This is a genomic window from Hymenobacter lapidiphilus, assembly GCF_003417065.2.
GTDB lineage: Bacteria > Bacteroidota > Bacteroidia > Cytophagales > Hymenobacteraceae > Hymenobacter.
This window is the reverse complement of the sequence record NZ_QVLT01000018.1, coordinates 1-18,980: the sequence shown is the minus strand read 5'-3', so window position 1 is coordinate 18,980 and position 18,980 is coordinate 1. Positions and strand designations below refer to the sequence as shown.

Sequence of the window (18,980 nt, the reverse complement as noted above, 5' to 3'; positions counted from 1 at the left end):
AGCTCCTGGAGAGCCAACGGAAACCCTGGCTGTGTTCTGAGCTCAGCCCACACGAAAAAGGCCCCGCGACGATTGTCGCGGGGCCTTCTCTGTAAGCGGTACGCCGCTACGTGCTACTGCAAATCGAAGCGCAGGCCCAGGTAGCCGAGGCGGCCAACCTGCGGGCCGCCGTACACCTGCGTGTTGTTGGTATCGAAGGCGTTGGAAATACCCGCCTGGAACGTAGTGCCCCACTTCGACACCAGGTAGCCCAGGTAGGCATCGGTGGTGCTGTAGTCGCGGATGTTGCCGACGGCGAAGGGCATCTCCTGCAGATGGCCCTGTACCCAGCGGTAGTTGATGGAGTAGCTCAGGTTTCCGGTCTGGCCATTCGCGCCCACATTGTACTTGTGCTTGGGCGTGTTGAAGGACGTCTGGAAACCAGCCGGCAGGTCGCTCTTGTCGATGACGTTGAGCGAATAGTTGCCGGTCAGGTTGAAGGCTTTGTGGAAATAATAGGTCAGGCCCGCCGTAACGCCCTGCGTTTTCACTTCCCGGGTGCTATTGACATAAGTGTATAACACTCGGGTCGGCTTACTCTGGTCGGAGTAGGCTGTGGAGTAGCCGGCGCTCAGCTGCTGCGCGGTGGGGCGGCTGCCGTCGGTGTTGCCCACGAACAGCTGCGTACCGATAAAGCCATCGTAGCGGTTACGGAAGTAGCTCACGTCGGCGTACAGGCTGCCAATCAGGGCCCCTTTGTAGCCTATTTCAACCGTTTTCACCTGCTCCAGCCCCAGAGAAGCGGCATCGTACTGGTAGGTTTGAAGCAGGGCCGGGTTGGCCAGGCCCGCGCCCAGCGTCTGGGGCGAATCGAACAGGGCCACGTTGTAGCCCTGGAACCCGTTGCCCACGTTACCCAGCAGCACCGCATTGCGGATGTCGCTGTACAGAAACTGCTCCAGCTGCGAAGGCGAGCGGAAAGCCTGCGCGTAGCTTGCGCGGAAGTTGTGCTGCTTGTTTTTGCCTACCGAGTAAACGGCCGAAACGCGCGGCGAGAAGGCGGCGTCGAAGTTTTTGAAGTTGTCGACCCGGCCGGCCAGCGCCAGCTTCAACCGCTCCTCAAATAGCGTTTGAGTCAGCTGGGCGTAAGCGCCGTACTCGTAATTGACGATGCGTTTGCCATCAAAATCGGAAAACAGCAGGCCTTTCGAGCCCAGGCGGTACTGGCGGTAGGCGCCGCCCACAATCAGGTTGGTACCAGCCTCGCCAAGCGTGAACAGGCGTTGCGCACTCACGTCGTGCAGGTAGGACTTGAAGTACTGCTGCGCCCCAACCCCGGGCACCCGGTTCTCGATGATTTGCTCCCGGAGCGTGTTAAAGCGCGGGTCCGACGGCTGCAGCCGGGTAGCATTGGCCGCCGCCTGGGCCGTAGCCAGCGCGGCGTCGGGCAGCTGGCCCGCCCGGCGGGCCTGGGTGTAGGCATTGTTGTAGGTAGCGTAAAACAGCTCCTGGAAGCTGAAGCTGCCGCCCTCGGTAACGGGGGACTGCTGCAACAGGGTGCCCAGCTGGTTGAATTCGTACGATTTACCCGAAAAATCCTGCGTGGTGTAGGCCCGCACAAATCCTTTGCTGCTTTTGAGCTCGACCCGATATTGGTTGGAGCCCAGCCCTTTCACCCGAAACCGGCTCAGGTTCTGGTAGGTGGCCGTGCCTTCGGCGTGCTTCGCCTCTACCGTCAGCTTCAGGTCATTGCGCAACAGGTACGAAACCGCGCCCTGCAACCGATACGAAGAGGTGCGGTTGTCGTTGGCCGTTAGCTGCTGCTCCGTGAAGCCGGGCAAATAGGCTGTTTTGTTGTACAGCTCCGAGTTGGTGCCGCCGGGCAGCTGCTGGAAAGGGTTGAACGTGTAGCCGCCCTCCCCGTAGCGGTTCACCGCATTGTAGCCTAAAGTGGAGCCGGCCGGGTTATCAGAGCTTTGGGTGGCTTCGTAGTTCTGGGCCAGCCAGTCATCGGCCCGAAAAGCACTGGCATTTAGCTTGAACGCCAGCTTTTCGGTCAGCTTTTTGGCGTAGCGCACCTGTCCATCCAGCAAGTTCCGCTCTCCGCCACGCAGGCGCACGCTCAGTCCTTCGTACACAAAGGGGTCTTTGGAGTTGAACAGGATAACCCCGCTCAGGGCGTTGGCACCATATAGCGCCGAGGCGGCCCCATGGATGATTTCGATACTCTCCATATCCAGCTCCGGAATTCCGACCAGGTTGCCGGGGCTCAGGTTGAGCGAGGGCAGCTGGGTGTCCATGTAATCGACGAGCTGGACCACGCGCTCCGATTTGGCCGTGTTGAAACCTCGGGTACTCACGCTGGTAAACAGCATGGAAGCCGAGCTTACGTCGATGCCCTTCAGCTGCCCCAGGCCGCTGAGAATTTCCGGCGTCGTGATGCGCTCAATCTGCCGGGTGGAGAGCTTGTCGATCGTTACTGGGGCGCGCAGAATATTTTCCTCGATGCGCGAAGCTGATACAATGGTTTCATTCAGCAGGGTTGCGCTGGGCGTGAGCCCCACATTAAGGGCTTGCTCAGGAGCCTGGAGCTGTATTTCCCGGGTATCAAACCCTACGTAGGAAAAAACCAGCGTTACCGGGCCATTTGCAAAGTCGGTGCTTACCCGAAAGTTGCCTTGCTGGTCGGTACTGGTACCGATGAAGGTGCCTTTGATGAAAACGGTGGCTCCCGGCAAGGGGGCCCCCTCATCGGTCAGCACCTTGCCGGATACAGGCACTTCGGCCAGATTCGGGGCAACGGCAGCATTGTAAACGACGGGGGTTGTCGCGGCAGGAAATGCGGTAGCCGAAGCCAGTTGCGGCAACAGCGCCGTGGTAACCAGCAGAGAAGGGTAATAAGACTTCATACAAGTGAGAGTGCCCAGGGACGTGTGTAATGGGGCCGCAAACGTAAGCTGCGACCAAGACGCAGTACCGTGTTTTTCGATGAACCCGGCATAAACGCGGGTAAAGCCGCCATTTACGCCGGGTTCGGAAATGGCTGGAACGCCGCGCTGCCAACCCGGCCGCGCCCCCTGGGGCCAGTGCGCCGTATGGGTACGCATGCCGAACCTAACCCGAACTGGCCTTTGTGCCGGTGCGCCTGCCCAAGCTGGCCGGCTTCCGGGCTGGCCTGATGGAGCAATTTGCGGCTACGCCCTGCCAGCGCCGCTGGTGGAAGCATATGCCGCGGCGCTACCCTTCGTGGAAGGCGGCATTGGCCTGCTGCTGCTGGGCTTGTTTACCCGCCCGGCGCCGGTGGCGGCTATGCTGGTGATGATGCGCCTGGTAATGGGTAGCAGCCTGCTCGCCCGGCACAACCGCTGGTGCCTCGCCCGGCGGCGCAGCCATCTGGAACCGATACAGCTGCGCGAAACAGGCCCTGGCCTGCCGCCACGGTAGCAGCCACCCCAACCGTAGTGCCAACGGCTGAGACACACCGGGAAACCGGCCAATTTGCGCGTGCAGAATTCTACCTTATCTTGCTGTCTGCAAATTCGTTATACCTGCCGTGGCCAACAACGAAACCATCTTGCTGACGTTGCGCCTGGCCGGCTCAGTGCCCGCGCGGCCGGGCCGCCGAGCTGCAGGCGAAGCGGGTAGCCGCCCAGGCCACCGCCCGCGCCGCCCTCGACCCCGTCGCGGCCGGCCGCCGGGCCGAAAAGCAGTTCTTCGCCGCCTTCGATGCGCTACTGGATGCCCATACCGTGGGGCCCGACTATCTGGGCCGCGAGAAGCTGGCCGGACTGGTAGCCGGCGAGCTGCTGATGCTGGAGGAACAGGGTTTGCGGGTGCCCGGCTTCGCGCTGCTGCCCAACCACCTGCACGCCGTGCTGGTGCTGCCGGCCAGCACGGGCCTTTCGCTCTACAAAACCGTCGAGCTGCTGCACCAGCGCACCGCTGCCCAGGCACGCCGCCTGTTGCGCGGCCAGCTCCCGCCCGAAGCCGACTTCTGGCATCCCGGCTCCCACGAGCTGCCCATCTAGGACGAGGCCGAACTGACGCGCGTGCTGGCCTACCTGGCCGCCCACCCCGCGCGCCTAAGCCTACCCGAGCGGTTCCACGCCTGGCCTTACGTGCCTGAGTAAGTCGTGGTGAAGCCTATTTCGCCCGGTGGATGATGGCTACGCTGATCATGATAATCACCATGCCCAGCAGGTGCCAAAGGTTGAACTCCTCGCCGTCGAGCAGACCCCAGCCCAGCGCTACCACCGGAATGAGGTAGGTATTGGAGGCCGCAAATAGGGCAGTAGAAGTCTGGATGAGCTTGTTGAACAGCACCATGGCCACGGCCGTGCTCATGGTAGCCAGCAGGGCAATGTAGCCAAAGGCCGGCCAAGCCCCCGGCACGGTGGCCAGCTTGTCCAGAAAATCGGTGCCCACCAGCAGAAACGCCAGCGCCGGCCCACCGATGAACAGCAGCAACAGTCCCGTTACGGCCAGAGCCGGAATATCGCTCAGGTGGCGCTTAATCACGTTCACGCTCACGCCGTAGCCCAACGTGGCGGCCACAATGAACAGGCCGTACCAGGCGTTGCCAACCCCACCGGCGGGGGCCGTGCCGGCCGCGGCGCTGCCGCCCAACACCATCAGCACCAGCGTACCCGCCAGGCCCAGCGCAATGCCCAGCACCCGCAGGCCGGTGAGCTTCTGCCCGAAAAAGGCGGCACCCACCACCAGCGTAAACACGGCCGTGAGGGCGTTGAGCACCCCCGCCAGCCCCGAGGCCAGCCGGGTTTCGGCATAGGCAAACAGGAAAGCCGGCAGCAGCGTACCCACCACGCCGCTCAACAGCAGCCACTTGAGTTTCTCCCGATTCACCCGCCCCAGGTGGCGTAGCGCAAACGGCAGCAGCAGCAGCGCCGCCACGCTCACCCGGGCTGCGCCCAGCTCCAGGGCCGAAAACACCACCAGTCCCTTCTTCATCAGAATAAACGACGTGCCCCAGATACCAGCCAGCACCAGCAGCAACACCCAAGCCGTAGCCGTTGGGGCGGGCGGCGGCGCAATGGCGACGGGTGGAGCAGTAGGTGTGGCGGCGGGGGTAACGGACATAATGAGGGAAGGGAAGGCAGATGAGGAAATGAGGATAGAACCAGACAAAAAACGTCATGCTGAGCGAAGGCGCAGCCGCAGTCGAAGCATCTCTACCGCCTCTTTGTAGTGGTTTTGATTTTACTACTACGGTAGAGATGCTTCGACTACGGCTGCGCCTTCGCTCAGCATGACGTTCTGATAAACACAAACGGCTATCCTACCAGCATCGGCTCAGCGGCGGTTATTTCGTCCATAATGGCGAAGATTTCCAGCGGGTCGTTGGTATCTACGAGGCGGCTGCGCCACTGCCGGGCGCCTTCGAGGCCGCGGAAGTACTGGGCGTAGTGGCGGCGCATTTCGAACACGCCGGCCCGGGGGCCTTTCCACTCCAGGCTTTTCTCGAAGTGCATGCGGCAGGCTTGCACGCGCTCCTCCACGGTGGGCGGGGCCATTAGCTGGCCAGTAGCCACGTAGTGCTTCACCTCCCGGAAAATCCAGGGGTAGCCGATGGCGGCCCGACCAATCATAATGCCGTCCACGCCGTAGCGGTTTTTGTATTCCACGGCTTTCTGGGCCGAGTCGATGTCGCCGTTGCCGAAGATGGGTATTTTGATGCGCGGGTTGTTCTTGATGGCCGCAATCAGCCGCCAGTCGGCGTCGCCCTTGTACATCTGCACGCGGGTGCGGCCATGCACGGTGAGGGCCTCAATGCCCACATCCTGGAGCCGCTCGGCTACCTCCTCCACGTTTTTGGTATCCTCATCCCAGCCCAGGCGGGTTTTTACGGTTACCGGCAAATGGGTGGCCCGCACCACAGCGGCGGTCATTTCCACCATTTTAGGAATGTCGCGCAGCAGCGCGGCCCCCGCGCCCCGGCAGGCCACCTGCTTCACCGGGCAGCCATAATTGATGTCGATGAGGTCGGGGCCAGCCTCGGTGCTGAGGCGGGCGCACTCGCCCATCGTGGCCACGTCGGAACCGAATAGCTGGATGCCAATGGGCCGCTCGTAGTCGAACACGTCGAGCTTCTGGCGGCTCTTGGCGGCGGCCCGAATCAGGCCTTCCGACGAAATGAACTCGGTGTACATCAAATCGGCCCCACCCTCCTTGCACACGGCCCTAAACGGCGGGTCCGACACGTCCTCCATGGGCGCGAGCAAAAGCGGGAAATCGGGCAGGGCAATGTTGCGGATGTGGACCACTTATTTTTAGCTGATAGCTAGCAGCGGTTAGCTGTTCGCTTTTTGTTGAGGGAAAGTGCCTGGCCGGAATGGGCCGGTTGGCGCTGGCGCTGGTATTTTGCGCAAATTTACGATTAGTTAGGGGCCCGAAGCTCCCCGGACTCCCAAACCCCAACCCCGCCCCCGACATGAAAGGTTTCGTTTCGAGCCGGCTGCATCCGCTGGCCAACCTGGCGCTGCTGCTGGTGCTGCTGATTGCCACTGCCTGCCTGAGCATGCTGCTGATTGCCATTACCAGCAACCTGCTGTATGGGGTAGGCCTCACGGCGCTGGGCAACGTGCAGCAGCAGCCCAGCAACTACGCCAACGGCTGGGAGATTTCGATGCTCAGCCAGGGCCTGCTGCTGCTCGGCGGCTTTGGGGGGGCGGCCGTGGCCCTGGCCAAGCTCACGGGCTACGAGTTGCCCGACTACTTTGCGCCCCGCCACCGGGTGCCGGCCGGCTGGCTACTGTTGGCGGGTGTACTGATTGTGGCCAGCCTGCCGGCCATGTCGGTGCTTATTGCCTGGAACGCCAAGCTGCACCTGCCCGAGGCCCTGGCCCACTGGGAGGAACTGGCCCGCCAGGCCGAAGCAACTGCCCAGAACACCATCAAGTACCTGACCCGCTTCTCGTCGCCGGCCCGGTTTGTGGTGGCCCTGCTCGTTATTGCGGTGGTACCGGCCGTAAGTGAGGAGCTGTTTTTCCGGGGCGTGATTCAGCGCAACCTCGTGCAGTGGACCAACTCGCGGCACGTGGGTATCTGGCTGGCAGCGGCCATTTTCAGCGCCATCCACTTCCAGTTTCTGGGCTTCTTTCCGCGGTTTGTGCTGGGGTTGCTGCTGGGCTACTTATATGAGTGGAGCGGCAATATTCTGGTGCCCATGGCGGCCCACTTCGCCCAGAACGCCTTCCAACTGGTGCTGCTCTATGCCCAGCAGCGCGAGTGGTCGGCCACCGATTTCGACCCCGACTCGACCGAGGCGCTGCCCTTGCCCTGGGTACTGGCTTCGCTGCTGCTGTGCGCCGCCCTGCTCTGGTACCTCTACCAGCGCATGCAACGGCCCTTCGCCGACGGCCCGCCCACCGAAATGCACACGCTGGGCAGCCGGGGCGTAACCACCGTGCAGGCCGCCGATACCCCGCTTCCGCCTGCCCGTACCCTCAGCCACGACGGCGTAGACACCACGCGGGAGTAGGGTTTTCAAGCTCTTAGCCATTAGCTGTTAGCTGTTAGCTGACAGCTTTCGTGCTGAAATCCTATTCCGTCAGTGTTGGCTGAATGGTGTCGGATTTTGTACGGAAATTGAGCCGTCGATTAGCGGCTTCTGCGCCGCTGACCATTTTTGAAATTCTCCAAAAAGCTACCAGCTAACCGCTAATGGCTAACAGCCCAAAAGAAGCTAACGCCCCGATGTCCAACCTGAGTCAGCGCATCATTTTTGGCGTGCTGGGGGCCGCGCTGCTGCTGGGCAGCGTGTGGTTCAGTGTCTGGACGTTTGCTCTGCTCTTTGCCGTTGTACAGGCCAGAATGCTGCTGGAATTCTACCGCATGATGCGCCAGGCGGGCTACAAGCCGGCCGCCGGGCTGGGCGTGGGCATCAGCCTGCTGCTGTTTGCCAGCGTAGCCGCGCTCACCGATTTCCGGACACTGGCCAACGCAACCGTACCCCTGGCCGTGTCCGATTTGGGTTACCTGCGCAACTCGGCCCTAGGCCTGACTGCGCTGCTGCCGGTGCTGCTGATTCTGCGCGAAATGTACTCCTGGCCTCGCGCCGAGCAGCGGTTCGCGCCGTTTTCTAACGTGGGCGTGGCCCTGCTGGGGCTGCTCTATGTGAGCCTGCCCATGAGTTTGCTCACGGTGGTGGCCTTTAGCGGACCGGGCGGCTACGACTACCGCCGCGTGTTTGCGCTGCTGTTTATGGTCTGGGCTTCCGATATCGGGGCCTACGCGGCCGGCAAAACTATGGGCAAGCACAAGCTGGCGCCTAAAATCTCGCCCGGCAAAACCTGGGAAGGTGCCGTTGGCGGCTTCCTGTTCACGTTGCTGGTAGGCGCGGCCCTGGGCTGGCTGCTACCCGAACTCTCGCTCACTTACCGCTTGGTAGTGGCCGGCGTGGTAGCCCTGTTCGGGCCGCTCGGCGACTTGGCCGAATCCATGCTCAAGCGCAGCGTGGGGGTCAAAGATTCAGGCCGCATCATGCCCGGCCACGGCGGCCTGCTCGACCGCTTCGATGCCTTCCTGTTTATTCTGCCCGTACTGGCCGTCCTGCAACTGGTTTTCGGTTCGTAATCAGACCATAAGCGGAGGAAATACGCCTGCATCACTGCCCCCCTCTCCACTCCAAAGTAAAGGCCTACCTTTGCTCCCGAATTCCACCCGCGGCTCCGTTTTTTCGGGGCCGCTATCTTATTCCCCCCACCCAATCCCCACCCGTATGGCTGCTACCACGGTCTACAAGTACAAAGAGCCGGCCCCCCGCGTTGATGCCGAAAACCCGCTCGAATCGATGATGTCGCGCTTCAACGTGGCGGCTGAAATTCTCGGCCTCGACGAAGAAACGTACGAAGTGCTCAAAGCCGCCGACAAGCAGGTCATCGTGCACATTCCCGTCACGATGGACAACGGCAAGGTGCGCGTGTTCGAGGGCTACCGCGTGATTCACAACACCATCCTGGGCCCAAGCAAGGGCGGCATCCGCTACGATAAAAACGTGCACCTCGACGAGGTGAAGGCCCTGGCGGCCTGGATGACCTGGAAGTGCGCCGTGGTAGACATTCCGTACGGCGGAGCGAAGGGTGGCGTCATCTGCGAGCCATCCACCATGAGCAGCGGCGAGCTGGAGCGCATGACGCGCGGCTACACGCTGGCCATGAAAGACGTATTCGGCCCCGACCGCGACATTCCGGCGCCCGACATGGGCACCGGTCCGCGCGAGATGGCCTGGCTGATGGACGAGTTTTCGAAGACCGTGGGCGGCACCTCGCCGGCCGTGGTAACGGGCAAACCGCTGGTAATGGGCGGCTCGCTGGGCCGCACCGAGGCCACCGGCCGCGGCGTGATGGTAGCCACGATGGCGGCCCTCAAAAAGCTCGACCTTGACCCGCACACGGTGTCGGCGGCAGTGCAGGGCTTTGGCAACGTGGGCTCGTGGGCAGCTAAGCTACTGAGCGAGAAGGGCGTGAAAATCAAGGGTCTTTCGGATGTGAGCGGCGCTTACTGGAACGAAAACGGCATCGACATCGACGAGGCCATTGCCTACAAAAACGCCCACGCCGGCCGCCTTGACGGCTTCCAGGGCGCCACAATGCTCGCGCGCGCCGACGACCTGCTCACCACTGATGTGGACGTGCTCGTGCCAGCCGCTGTTGAGGACGTCATCACCGAGCACAATGCCCACGCCATCAAGGCCAAGCTCATCGTGGAAGGCGCCAACGGCCCTACTTCCGCCTCGGCCGACCCTATTATCAATGAGAAGGGTATTATGGTGGTGCCCGACATTCTGGCCAACTCGGGCGGCGTAACCGTTTCCTACTTCGAGTGGGTGCAGAACAAGCAGGGTTTCAAGTGGAGCGAGAAAATGGTGACCGAGCGCGCCGACCGCATCATGAACGACGCCTTCGAAAAAGTGTACCAGACCAGCCAAAAGTACGATGTGCCCATGCGCATCGCCGCCTACGTGGTAGCCATCGACAAAGTAGCCCAGACCTACAAGTTCCGCGGCGGCTACTAAAGCCCCGGCTTCATGGATGCGCCTGACTGCCGCTGATGCAAGCATACCGGGCAGACGGACCATTTAGCGGCCGGCGCTTGGCAGCTTTCGGGTACTGGCGCGACATATGGCTTGTGCACGTATATTTGTTTTCGGATAGCCCGAGCCGCTGGTTCGGGCTATCTTCGTGTAGCCTGGCTGCTTTGAGCGCTATTCTACCATCGAAATTGGCTAACTCAACGTAAGCAGTAATCCGCGCAAAGCTCCAACGGTCCACTTACGGACCGGCCACGAGCTACCTGAATCAGTGTAATCAGGCCAACAAGCGCACATCAGTGATTTATGAAAATCCACAAGGAAGGACGACGGATTCTATTTTTTACGCTGCTGGCGCTGCTGGTCGTAAACCTGCTGCTATTCCGCTACAACGCCGACAACCGCGGTTTTAATCAGGTTTTCGCCGGCATCTCGGTTATCGTATTCCTGATTCTGCTGCAGTTTTTCCGCAGCCCGGCCCGCCGTCTTTTCACCCACGAAGACCTGATTATCGCCCCCGCCGACGGCAAGGTGGTGGTAATTGAGAACGTGCAGGAGCCCGAGTACTTCGACGACATGCGCATGCAGATCAGCATCTTCATGTCGCCAATTAACGTGCATATCACCCGGAACCCAATTTCGGGCATTGTGCGCTACTTCAAGTATCACCCGGGCAATTATCTGGTGGCCTGGCATCCCAAAAGCAGCACCAAAAACGAGCGCACCACGGTGGTGGTCGAGTCGGAAGCTGGCCCGCTGGTGCTTTTCCGCCAGATTGCCGGCGCCATGGCCCGCCGCATTGTGTGGTATGTGAACGAGGGCGACGAGGTAAGCCAGGGTGAGGAGTTTGGCTTTATCAAGTTCGGCTCGCGAGTCGACATCTTCGTGCCCCTCGACACCGAAATAAAGGTGCAGATTGGCGAGAAGGTAAAAGGCGGCCAGACCGTTATTGCCCAGCTCAAAACCCCGCCACCAAGCTTGTTTTAAGCGGTTGACAATATTCAAAAACAGCAGCGGCGTCTTCCGAATCGGGAGCCGCCGCTGCTGTTTTTGGATACTATGGCTGGAATCGCGCTTGGATAGCAGCATCACCCACCATACGCTGGCCGGTCGGGTCGCGGCTGGTAAATTTGAGCCAGCCATATTTTATGGTGTAATACCAGGTTTGCGCGGCTGTTTCTGGCACGTGAGCAGCCATCAAAGACTGTCCGTAGGAGAAATCCTGCTTTTTCTGCTTGGAGTTGAAATCGGTAGTGGTGTAGGAGCAGAGAAATTCATCGGAAGTATGCACCCATTCCATTGCCACGTACACCCCCTGCCGTGGAAATAATATTCCGTAGCGGCTCAAATCCATAGAAACCCAGCCTTTGTTGAGAGCTGCTGTTAATACGGACACAGACAGCAAATCGGTACCGGGGCTGCCATTAGGTCCGTCGGCCGCATACACCCGCACCCGAAAAGGAGTGCGTACACTGGTTTTACTGCATCGTCCGGGCTTCACGAAGAAGCGTACGGCTGTAAGGTAGCCATCGGTAGGAGGTTGACAAAATCGGGCTATCTGCCAGCCCGTGTTGTTTTCCTTCGATAGACCACTCTGGCCAAAACCGGTATCTTTCAACTCACCTGCAAATCCCACCCACATGGCAACTCCCGGCCGCACCACCACCTCATTCAACGACACGGGTAGCGCGGCCAACCGCAACGCGGCCGTAGCCCCAGCCGGCACTGGCACGCGCCGCCGCTCATATCCTAGGGCCGAGACAGACAATGAATCGGTGGGGGTGAGGCCGGCGGGGAGCGGGAAGGAAAAGCGGCCCTCGTTGTCGGCCTGCACGCCGAGCTTCTGGGTTGGCAGCTCCAATACCGCGAAGGGCACCGCGGCCCCTTGCACGTCCTGCACGGTTCCGGTGAGGATGCGTTGGGCATAAAGCGGATGGGCCAGGGCTACGAGCAGGGCGGCGGCAAGTAAAGCTCGAAAATCGAGAGACATAGAAATGAAAAACCGGCTAAAGCCGTGAAGCTAGCCGGTTTTACCGTTTATCCGGTTGACTCAGAATCAATCTTTTTTGGGCAGTTTATAATGCAGTAGCACCGTCCCATCGGGCCAGGTTTGGGTGCGTATCACCTGAAGCATCTGGGGCTGCGCCTGGTGGCGCCAGAGCGGAATACCAGACCCCAGCACCCGGGGCAATACCAACAGCATCAGCTCATCTACCAGCCCGGCCGTGAGCAGTGGCGAGGCCAGCGTACTGCCTCCAATCAGCCAGATGGTGCGGCCGGACTGCTGGCGCAACGCACGTACAAAATCCACCGGCTCGTCGCTGACGAACTGCACCGACGCATGCGGGGGCACCCCGGCCGGGGGCTGGCGACTGAACACGTAATTGGTGAGGTTAGCGTAGGGCCAGGGGCCGGAGTCGAGTACCTGCTCGTAGGTGGCGCGGCCAAGCAGCGTGGTATCGGCGCTGGCCAGAAATTCGGCGTAACCGTAGTCGTGGCCGGCGGTGGGCAGCCACTCTACCGAGCCATCGGGTGAGGCAATGTAGCCATCGAGGCTGGTAGCAATATAGAGTACAACTTTACGCATGCGGGGGTGGGATTTGGCTGTGTGGGAGAGAGCAGAGAACCAGGTGAAGCGCGGCGCACAAGCCCGGTTTGATAGCTGATACGAGCCGGGCGGCTATCAGGATTGGGGTTTGGAATTTTGTTTTCGCAACAACACCAGCAACCCGGCCGATCTTTACTATTGAGCTAATTTCCATTTTTCGGTCGAGATTTGGAAGTGCCTCCCGCGTTGAGCGGGCACCAGGTTGGCACTGTATCTTTGTACCCGCACCAAGCCGGTGCCCGGCCGATACCCCGGTCTGCTACTTCTCTCTTTGCACTTCCTTTTTATATGGCCGAAGAACTTCTGCTCGATACGACCCTCAGCAAAGCCGACCAATACCGCCAGCTGCTACCCCAGCTTACCGCCCTGACCACCGGCGAGCCCGACCTAGTGGCCAACCTGGCTAACACCGCCGCCGCCCTGCGTCAGGCATTCGGCTTTTTCTGGGTGGGTTTCTACCTGGTGAAAGACGATGAGCTGGTACTCGGCCCTTTCCAGGGACCTATTGCCTGCACCCGCATCCGACACGGCAAAGGCGTGTGCGGCAGCAGCTGGGCCCAGGCCACTACCCTGCTCGTACCCGACGTAGAGCAGTTTCCCGGCCACATTGCCTGCAGCTCCGCCTCAAAATCTGAAATCGTGGTGCCCGTAATCCAGGATGGTTGTGTAGTGGCCGTCCTCGACGTCGACAGCGACCTGCTCAACGACTTCGATACCACCGACCAGCACTACCTGGAGCAGCTGGCGCAGCTGGCCGCCCGCTGGTTCTAAAGTGCCCCGCTATGGGATATAACGTAAGGGGCCTCAACATTCAGTTGCGGCCCGTTACGTTTCCGGCATACTACACTGGCCATTAACATCGGCAGTGTACTTTCTACCGCTATGGACAAAAGAAAAGGGCATCTCCGTAATGGAGACGCCCTTTTAGGTAGCGGGGACTGGACTCGAACCAGTGACCTTTGGGTTATGAGCCCAACGAGCTACCAACTGCTCCACCCCGCACTGTTTGGTAATACAAATGTAGCAGGGTTTTTCGGAAACCTACCAGTAACAGGCCTAAATAACGCGGCAATGGCTCCTGTCGGTTGAGTATCAGCTATAAAATTTATTGTGCAGTGCCAGACTCACTTTAGCAGTGTATACAATTTGGGTGCATTGGTTACAATTAAATACGGGTTACGTACCAAATAATCGCAACCCCAATCCACGCTTTCCCACTAGTAATGCTCCGTATGATGAAGAACTCTTTTTATTCGCGCCAGCTTTGGCTGGCTCCCGTCTTGCTTGCCGGCCTAGGCCTGGCAGCCTGCGGCCCTAACCAAACCGCTGAAACGACCACCACTAGCACAGACAGCGGCGCAGGGGCCACTACCGACAATATGCCCGCAGCCAGCAACGCCGCAATGGCCACCGTAAAGCCCACTGGCCCGGCTCCGGCGTGGGCGCCCAACATTGCCCCCGAGATGCTGGCCGTTATCGAAAAACTCGACAGCCTCAGCGGCCCCACCCCACCCGATAAGCTCACGCCTGCCGAAGTGCGCAAAGCACCTTCTTTCAAGGAGGCGCTGATGGCCGTGATGCAGAAATACAACATTCCGGCGCCCTATGCCGACGTAGATACCCTGAGCAAAATGGTGGAGCCGGGCCTAAAGGTGCGACTCTACACACCGGCCGGCGCCACCGGCCCCCTGCCGGTGGTAGTGTACTACCACGGCGGCGGCTGGGTAATTGCCAACCTCGACACCTATGATGCCTCGGCCCGCGCCCTGGCGGCTAAAACCGGCGCCATCGTGGCTTCGGTAGCCTACCGCCAGGCCCCCGAGAACAAATTCCCTACTGCCCACAACGATTCGTTCACAGCCTACCAGTGGGTACTGAAAAACGCCGGCACTTTCAACGGCGACCCTAAGCGCGTAGCCGTGGCCGGCGAGAGTGCCGGTGGCAACCTGGCCGCCGCCGTGAGCATGATGGCCCGCGACAAAGGCGTGCAAATGCCCAAACACCAATTGCTCGTCTTCCCGATTGCGGGCTATGACATGAACACGCCATCTTACCTAGAGCATAATAAGTCGAAGCCGCTTTACAAAGACTTCATGGGCTGGTTCTTTAAATACTACCTACGCAGCCCTGCCGATGGCAAGAACCCCATGATTGACCTGGTAAATGCCAACCTGAAAAACCTGCCGCCTGCTACCGTTATCGGCGCCGGTATCGACCCGCTCATGAGCGAGGGCAAAACGCTGGCTGACAACTTAAAAGCGGCCGGCGTGCCCGTTACTTATCAGCTCTACCCCAACGTCACGCACGAGTTCTTCGGGATGGGGGCCGTGGTGCCCCAGGCCCGCGAGGCCCAGGATTTGGCTGCCAGCGAACTGAAGAAAGCGTTGAAGTAGGATTCTTAACCCGTTAAAAGACCGGTCGTCCTGGGCTGGACGACGTCTTTTAACGGGTGCTAAAACCGGCTGGTAATTCCGAAGTGGATTTTACCCGAGCTTAACCCGAAGCGCTGCTGCTCGCTGCGGCCCAACGCGTACACGAACTGGAACTGGCCTGCGCCGGTGCGGAAGCTCAGGCCTGCCCCCAGGCCAGTGGGCGTATCGCGCGGGTAGGGGTCGTTGGGCAGGTCGCGGCGCAGGTAGGCTTGGTCGGCAAAAACGAACAGGTAGGTATCGGGGCCGGTGAACTGGCGGAACTCGGCCGTGCCCACTGCATACTGGCTGGCGTAGAAATTCAGCTCGTTGAAGCCGCGCAGCGTCGCCAGCCCGCCCAGCCGGAACAGGTCGTTAAGAAACAGCCGGTCGTTGAGCAGGGCCTCGCCCCGCAGCCGTGTGAGCAGCACCCCGGCCCGCCCGAGGCGGAAGTAGCGTTCGGCCCGTAAGCCCAGGCTCACCTGGCGGGTGCGCAGGGCCAGGCCGTTGTATAGCTCGGGCTTCACGTCGGAGTTGGGGCTGAGGCGCTTGGTGCCGATGGCCGCCTGCCCGCTCAATAGCAGGCCTCGTCGCGGGAAATAGGGGTCGTCGAGCGTGTTCCAGGTGTAGTCGAGGCCGTAGGAGCCAAAGCGTGAGTCGATGTTGTCGGGCAGGCTGGTAGCCTGTTGCAGGGTGGAGTTTTGGTTGAGCAGGCGGGAATTGCGCTGCTCGAAAAACACAGCCAGCCGCCCTGCCCGGGCCGTGGGGTAAGCCACCTGCACTCGCGGCCGGGTAGTAAGGAAGGATGTATCCTGCTTGAGCAGATTAAACGAGGCACTGACTTCCAACGGAGTGCCAAAAAAGGTGGGATGCAGGTACTGAGCGTCGAGCAGCTGGGATGTGGCATCGAGCTTGCGCCACTGCACGCCCAGGCCCTTGCCCCCGCCCCCGATGTTGCGCAGGTTCAAAGTAACGTCGCCGGTTATCTGCACCTTCTTCTGGCCCAGTCCCGGGTTGGGGTTGGGTAGCACACCCACAATGGCGTCAAACTGATTGGCCGTGCGGTCATCAAGCAGGAAGTACACCCGCGCCCGGCCCCGGGCAAAACGTACCTCGGGCGCAGCCTTCACCTGCAGATACGGCAGCTGGCGCAGGCGGCGGTCGGCCTCCAGCAGGCGCTGCTGGCTGAAAGGCTCGCCGGGCGTTATCTGCAGGTATTTGCTCAGGAAGCGCGCCTTGGTTTTGGTCTGGCCAACAATCTGAATGGAGTCGAACACAATGGCCGGCCCCCGACGCAATACCACCCGGCCCTCAATATCGGTACCGCGCAATGCCAGCGAGTCGAGGCCCACGGTGGCGAAGGGGTAGCCCTGGTTTTCAGCCTCATGAAGCACGTTTTCCTGGAACTTCACCCATTCCTGCGGCCGCAACGGCTGTTGCTGGTAAAGTTTTTCGCGGAAGCCGGCCCGCTCCAGCAGTGCGTCGCCGAGGTTGCCGTTGCGCAGCCGGGCCCATCGGAACTGCTCACCCACGTACAGACGCACGCGCAACGTATCAGCGTCCTCCCAGCGCAGCTCATCAGCCGAGGCTGTGAGGTAAGCATCGGCCTGTAGAGCCAGCACCAGCGTACGGACTTCGCGCAAGGCAGCCAGCGAGTCGGGCAGCTGCCGACGGTAGCGGTAGGACCGCAACAGGGCTTCATCAGCAGCCTCGATTTCGAGGCGCAGCACCACGGGCCGCACCGGGCGGATCGGGGCCGGCACAGCTTTACGGGCTGAATCGGGCGGCGGGGATGCGGCGGGCACGGCCGAAACCGGCGGGGCAGCCGGGTTCAGCGGCGTGCTGCCCTGGGCCGCTGCCCACCCGGCCGCGCTCAGCAGCAAACACCAGAAAGCGAGGATGCGGACGTACATTTGTGCCAGTGCAACGCGAACCGCGACGTTTAATTTCCCGAAGATACTTTTTGGGTAGCGGAACACGCTTCGTCGCCGCCGGCCCCGCCTCACTAAACGACCCCGCATAACTTATTTACAGCCGGGGCGCCGCTCCAGCGGGCCCGCTTCGCGCATATTTCAGCAGTTCTTCTGCCCCCTCCTTTGCCCGGTATCTACCTCCATATCCCCTTCTGCAAGCAGGCCTGCCACTACTGTGACTTCCACTTCAGCACCAGCATGGACCTGAAGAGCCGCCTGGTAGATGCGCTGGTAGCCGAGATGGATCTGCGGGCCGCTTACCTGGAACCGGGCGCAACCATAGAAACCGTTTACTTCGGTGGCGGCACCCCCTCCCTACTTTCGGCGGCGGAGCTGGACCAGCTACTCACGGCCATCAACAACCGGTTTTCAGTGGCCACCGATGCCGAAATTACGCTCGAAGCCAACCCCGACGACCTGACTCCCGCCAAAGTACGCGAGCTGTCGGCCTCGCCCGTCAACCGACTCAGTATCGGGCTGCAAAGCTTCCACGAGCCACACCTGCGTCTCATGAACCGGGCGCACTCGGCCGAAGAGTCAGGCACGGCCGTCCGGCGGGCCCAGGACGCGGGCTTTGAGAGCATTTCGGTGGATTTGATTTATGGAGTGCCCGCGCCCGACCACAGCATCTGGGAAGCTGACATGGCAGCGGCGTTTGCGCTCCAGGTACCGCACCTCTCCTGCTACGCTCTCACTATCGAGCCTGATACTGTGTTCGGCCGGCAGCTGCGCAAAGGCAAGTTCCTGCCGCCCCCCGACGAGTTCGTAGCCCGGCAGTTTGAAATGCTACTGGCCGAAATGGCCCGCCACGGCTACGAGCAGTATGAAATCAGCAACTTCTGCCGGCCCGGCCGCGAGTCGCGCCACAACTCGGCCTACTGGGCTGGGGTGCCTTACCTGGGCCTGGGGCCCAGCGCCCATTCCTTCAACGGCCACAGCCGCCACGCCACGCTGGCCAACAACCCGCGCTACGTAGCCGCCGTGCTCGACGAAGGCACCGTACCAGCCACCGTGGAGGTCCTCAGCCCGGTGGACAAGGCCAACGAATACCTCATGACCAGTCTGCGCACGGCCCGCGGCTGCGACCTGAACTACCTGCGCGACCAGCTGGACACAGACTTGCCAGCTACCCGCGCCGCTTACCTGGCCCAACTCCAGACGACCGGCCTTGCAACGCTGGAAGCCGGCTGCCTGCGCCTGACCGATGCCGGCAAGCTCTTGGCCGACCACATCACGCTGGAGCTGTTTCAGGCAGCCTGACAACGCAGACTACGAATTAACACAGGACACTCTGCCCCGACATTCCGGGGGCAGGTAGCACCGTTTTGCCTCTTTTGTTATTTCTTTGAAAAGAATAACGGCGACAATGACCAGTTACTCCGTTTCGCCAACCCCAAAAAGATGAGAAGACTAATTGACGCGCTGGCCGATGACACGGATTTTTTTATCGAACAGGTACACCTGACCGCCATTGTTTTCGATAACTCCGACGACGTGACTATCTGGGCGACTACCGATTTCGATGGGGATACGCACTTCTTCCATCTAGGGCTACCCTTTCAGCAACTCGACCTACTCCTGCGCCTAGCTGGCCCTCGTTCGCCAGTGCTACAGGAAGACGTAGCCGAAGCACTAGCCACTGTTCAGAAGTGGCCCTGTTTACTCGAATATACGACCGAAGCCAGCGCTCCTATTTCATTGCCGAACGTAGCACTCAAGCTCTCCTGTACCTATCCGGCCGATGAGCTATTTGGTGAAGATGAAGAAGACGAACAGCCGTTCGATATAAACGTGCAGGAGGATGAAGAGGAGGAGGCAGCCGAATACGAAGCAGAACAGCCGCACAACATATTCTACCTGGAAGGCGTGTTTCTCCGAGTAGTATAACCAGCAATACCTCTCCCCGGGAAGTATGGTGGAGGTAGTGTCGGGCCCGAAGCGGTAGCCCGCGGCACCGCCCTGGT

Annotated in this window: 16 protein-coding genes and 1 tRNA gene; 10 read left to right on the top strand and 7 right to left on the bottom strand. The window is 60.7% G+C overall.

What is annotated here, in order from left to right; all coding sequences use genetic code 11:
- Positions 1 to 113 precede the first annotated feature (113 nt).
- On the bottom strand, positions 114 to 2,888 hold the full coding sequence (locus D0N36_RS11855) for a TonB-dependent receptor (RefSeq protein WP_190242644.1): 2,775 nt from the start codon (positions 2,886 to 2,888) through the stop codon (positions 114 to 116).
- A gap of 307 nt (positions 2,889 to 3,195) precedes the next feature.
- On the opposite strand from D0N36_RS11855, the gene D0N36_RS11850 reads away from it, so the two are divergent.
- Positions 3,196 to 3,423, top strand: a complete 228-nt coding sequence (locus D0N36_RS11850) for a hypothetical protein (protein WP_116941719.1) — start codon at positions 3,196 to 3,198, stop codon at positions 3,421 to 3,423.
- A gap of 305 nt (positions 3,424 to 3,728) precedes the next feature.
- Positions 3,729 to 4,007 (top strand): hypothetical protein, encoded by a 279-nt coding sequence (locus D0N36_RS11845; protein WP_116941717.1) that lies wholly within the window; start codon positions 3,729 to 3,731, stop codon positions 4,005 to 4,007.
- Between the two features lie 115 nt (positions 4,008 to 4,122).
- Here D0N36_RS11845 and D0N36_RS11840 read toward each other — a convergent pair whose 3' ends face one another.
- Together D0N36_RS11840 and dusB are read right to left on the bottom strand one after the other, a co-directional pair.
- Positions 4,123 to 5,076: a DMT family transporter gene (locus tag D0N36_RS11840; RefSeq protein WP_116941715.1), complete on the bottom strand. Its 954-nt coding sequence runs from the start codon at positions 5,074 to 5,076 to the stop codon at positions 4,123 to 4,125.
- A gap of 194 nt (positions 5,077 to 5,270) precedes the next feature.
- Positions 5,271 to 6,260, bottom strand: coding sequence for a tRNA dihydrouridine synthase DusB (dusB, locus tag D0N36_RS11835; protein WP_116941713.1), 990 nt, complete (start codon positions 6,258 to 6,260; stop codon positions 5,271 to 5,273).
- Between the two features lie 167 nt (positions 6,261 to 6,427).
- On the opposite strand from dusB, the gene D0N36_RS11830 reads away from it, so the two are divergent.
- The 4 genes from D0N36_RS11830 (at position 6,428) to D0N36_RS11815 (ending at position 11,014) form a co-directional block, all read left to right on the top strand.
- Entirely contained in the window at positions 6,428 to 7,477 is a 1,050-nt protein-coding gene (locus D0N36_RS11830; RefSeq protein WP_190242643.1) for a CPBP family intramembrane glutamic endopeptidase, read from the top strand.
- A 215-nt stretch (positions 7,478 to 7,692) separates the two neighbouring features.
- Positions 7,693 to 8,571, top strand: a complete 879-nt coding sequence (locus D0N36_RS11825; protein ID WP_190242642.1) for a phosphatidate cytidylyltransferase — start codon at positions 7,693 to 7,695, stop codon at positions 8,569 to 8,571.
- Between the two features lie 145 nt (positions 8,572 to 8,716).
- Complete coding sequence (locus tag D0N36_RS11820) at positions 8,717 to 10,012, top strand: Glu/Leu/Phe/Val family dehydrogenase (RefSeq protein ID WP_116941707.1); 1,296 nt, start codon at positions 8,717 to 8,719, stop codon at positions 10,010 to 10,012.
- A 321-nt stretch (positions 10,013 to 10,333) separates the two neighbouring features.
- Positions 10,334 to 11,014: a phosphatidylserine decarboxylase family protein gene (locus tag D0N36_RS11815; RefSeq protein ID WP_116941704.1), complete on the top strand. Its 681-nt coding sequence runs from the start codon at positions 10,334 to 10,336 to the stop codon at positions 11,012 to 11,014.
- 70 nt (positions 11,015 to 11,084) lie between these two features.
- Here the strand turns inward: D0N36_RS11815 and D0N36_RS11810 are convergent, their stop codons facing one another.
- Positions 11,085 to 12,017: a carboxypeptidase-like regulatory domain-containing protein gene (locus D0N36_RS11810; protein WP_116941702.1), complete on the bottom strand. Its 933-nt coding sequence runs from the start codon at positions 12,015 to 12,017 to the stop codon at positions 11,085 to 11,087.
- 66 nt (positions 12,018 to 12,083) lie between these two features.
- A complete protein-coding gene (locus tag D0N36_RS11805; protein ID WP_116941699.1) occupies positions 12,084 to 12,614 on the bottom strand; it encodes a dihydrofolate reductase family protein in 531 nt (176 codons plus the stop codon).
- Positions 12,615 to 12,923: 309 nt separating this feature from the next.
- Between D0N36_RS11805 and D0N36_RS11800 the strand changes: the two genes are divergently transcribed.
- Positions 12,924 to 13,406: a GAF domain-containing protein gene (locus tag D0N36_RS11800; RefSeq protein WP_116941696.1), complete on the top strand. Its 483-nt coding sequence runs from the start codon at positions 12,924 to 12,926 to the stop codon at positions 13,404 to 13,406.
- 158 nt (positions 13,407 to 13,564) lie between these two features.
- Here D0N36_RS11800 and D0N36_RS11795 read toward each other — a convergent pair.
- Positions 13,565 to 13,637: transfer RNA gene (locus tag D0N36_RS11795), tRNA-Met, on the bottom strand.
- A gap of 230 nt (positions 13,638 to 13,867) precedes the next feature.
- On the opposite strand from D0N36_RS11795, the gene D0N36_RS11790 reads away from it, so the two are divergent.
- Positions 13,868 to 15,028, top strand: a complete 1,161-nt coding sequence (locus tag D0N36_RS11790; RefSeq protein WP_242478895.1) for an alpha/beta hydrolase — start codon at positions 13,868 to 13,870, stop codon at positions 15,026 to 15,028.
- 59 nt (positions 15,029 to 15,087) lie between these two features.
- Here the strand turns inward: D0N36_RS11790 and D0N36_RS11785 are convergent, their stop codons facing one another.
- A complete protein-coding gene (locus D0N36_RS11785) occupies positions 15,088 to 16,956 on the bottom strand; it encodes a BamA/TamA family outer membrane protein (RefSeq protein ID WP_190242641.1) in 1,869 nt (622 codons plus the stop codon).
- 183 nt (positions 16,957 to 17,139) lie between these two features.
- Between D0N36_RS11785 and hemW the strand changes: the two genes are divergently transcribed.
- Together hemW and D0N36_RS11775 are read left to right on the top strand one after the other, a co-directional pair.
- Positions 17,140 to 18,276, top strand: coding sequence for a radical SAM family heme chaperone HemW (hemW, locus tag D0N36_RS11780; protein ID WP_116941689.1), 1,137 nt, complete (start codon positions 17,140 to 17,142; stop codon positions 18,274 to 18,276).
- Positions 18,277 to 18,417: 141 nt separating this feature from the next.
- Positions 18,418 to 18,903, top strand: coding sequence for a hypothetical protein (locus tag D0N36_RS11775; protein ID WP_116941687.1), 486 nt, complete (start codon positions 18,418 to 18,420; stop codon positions 18,901 to 18,903).
- The last annotated feature ends 77 nt before the right edge of the window (positions 18,904 to 18,980 follow it).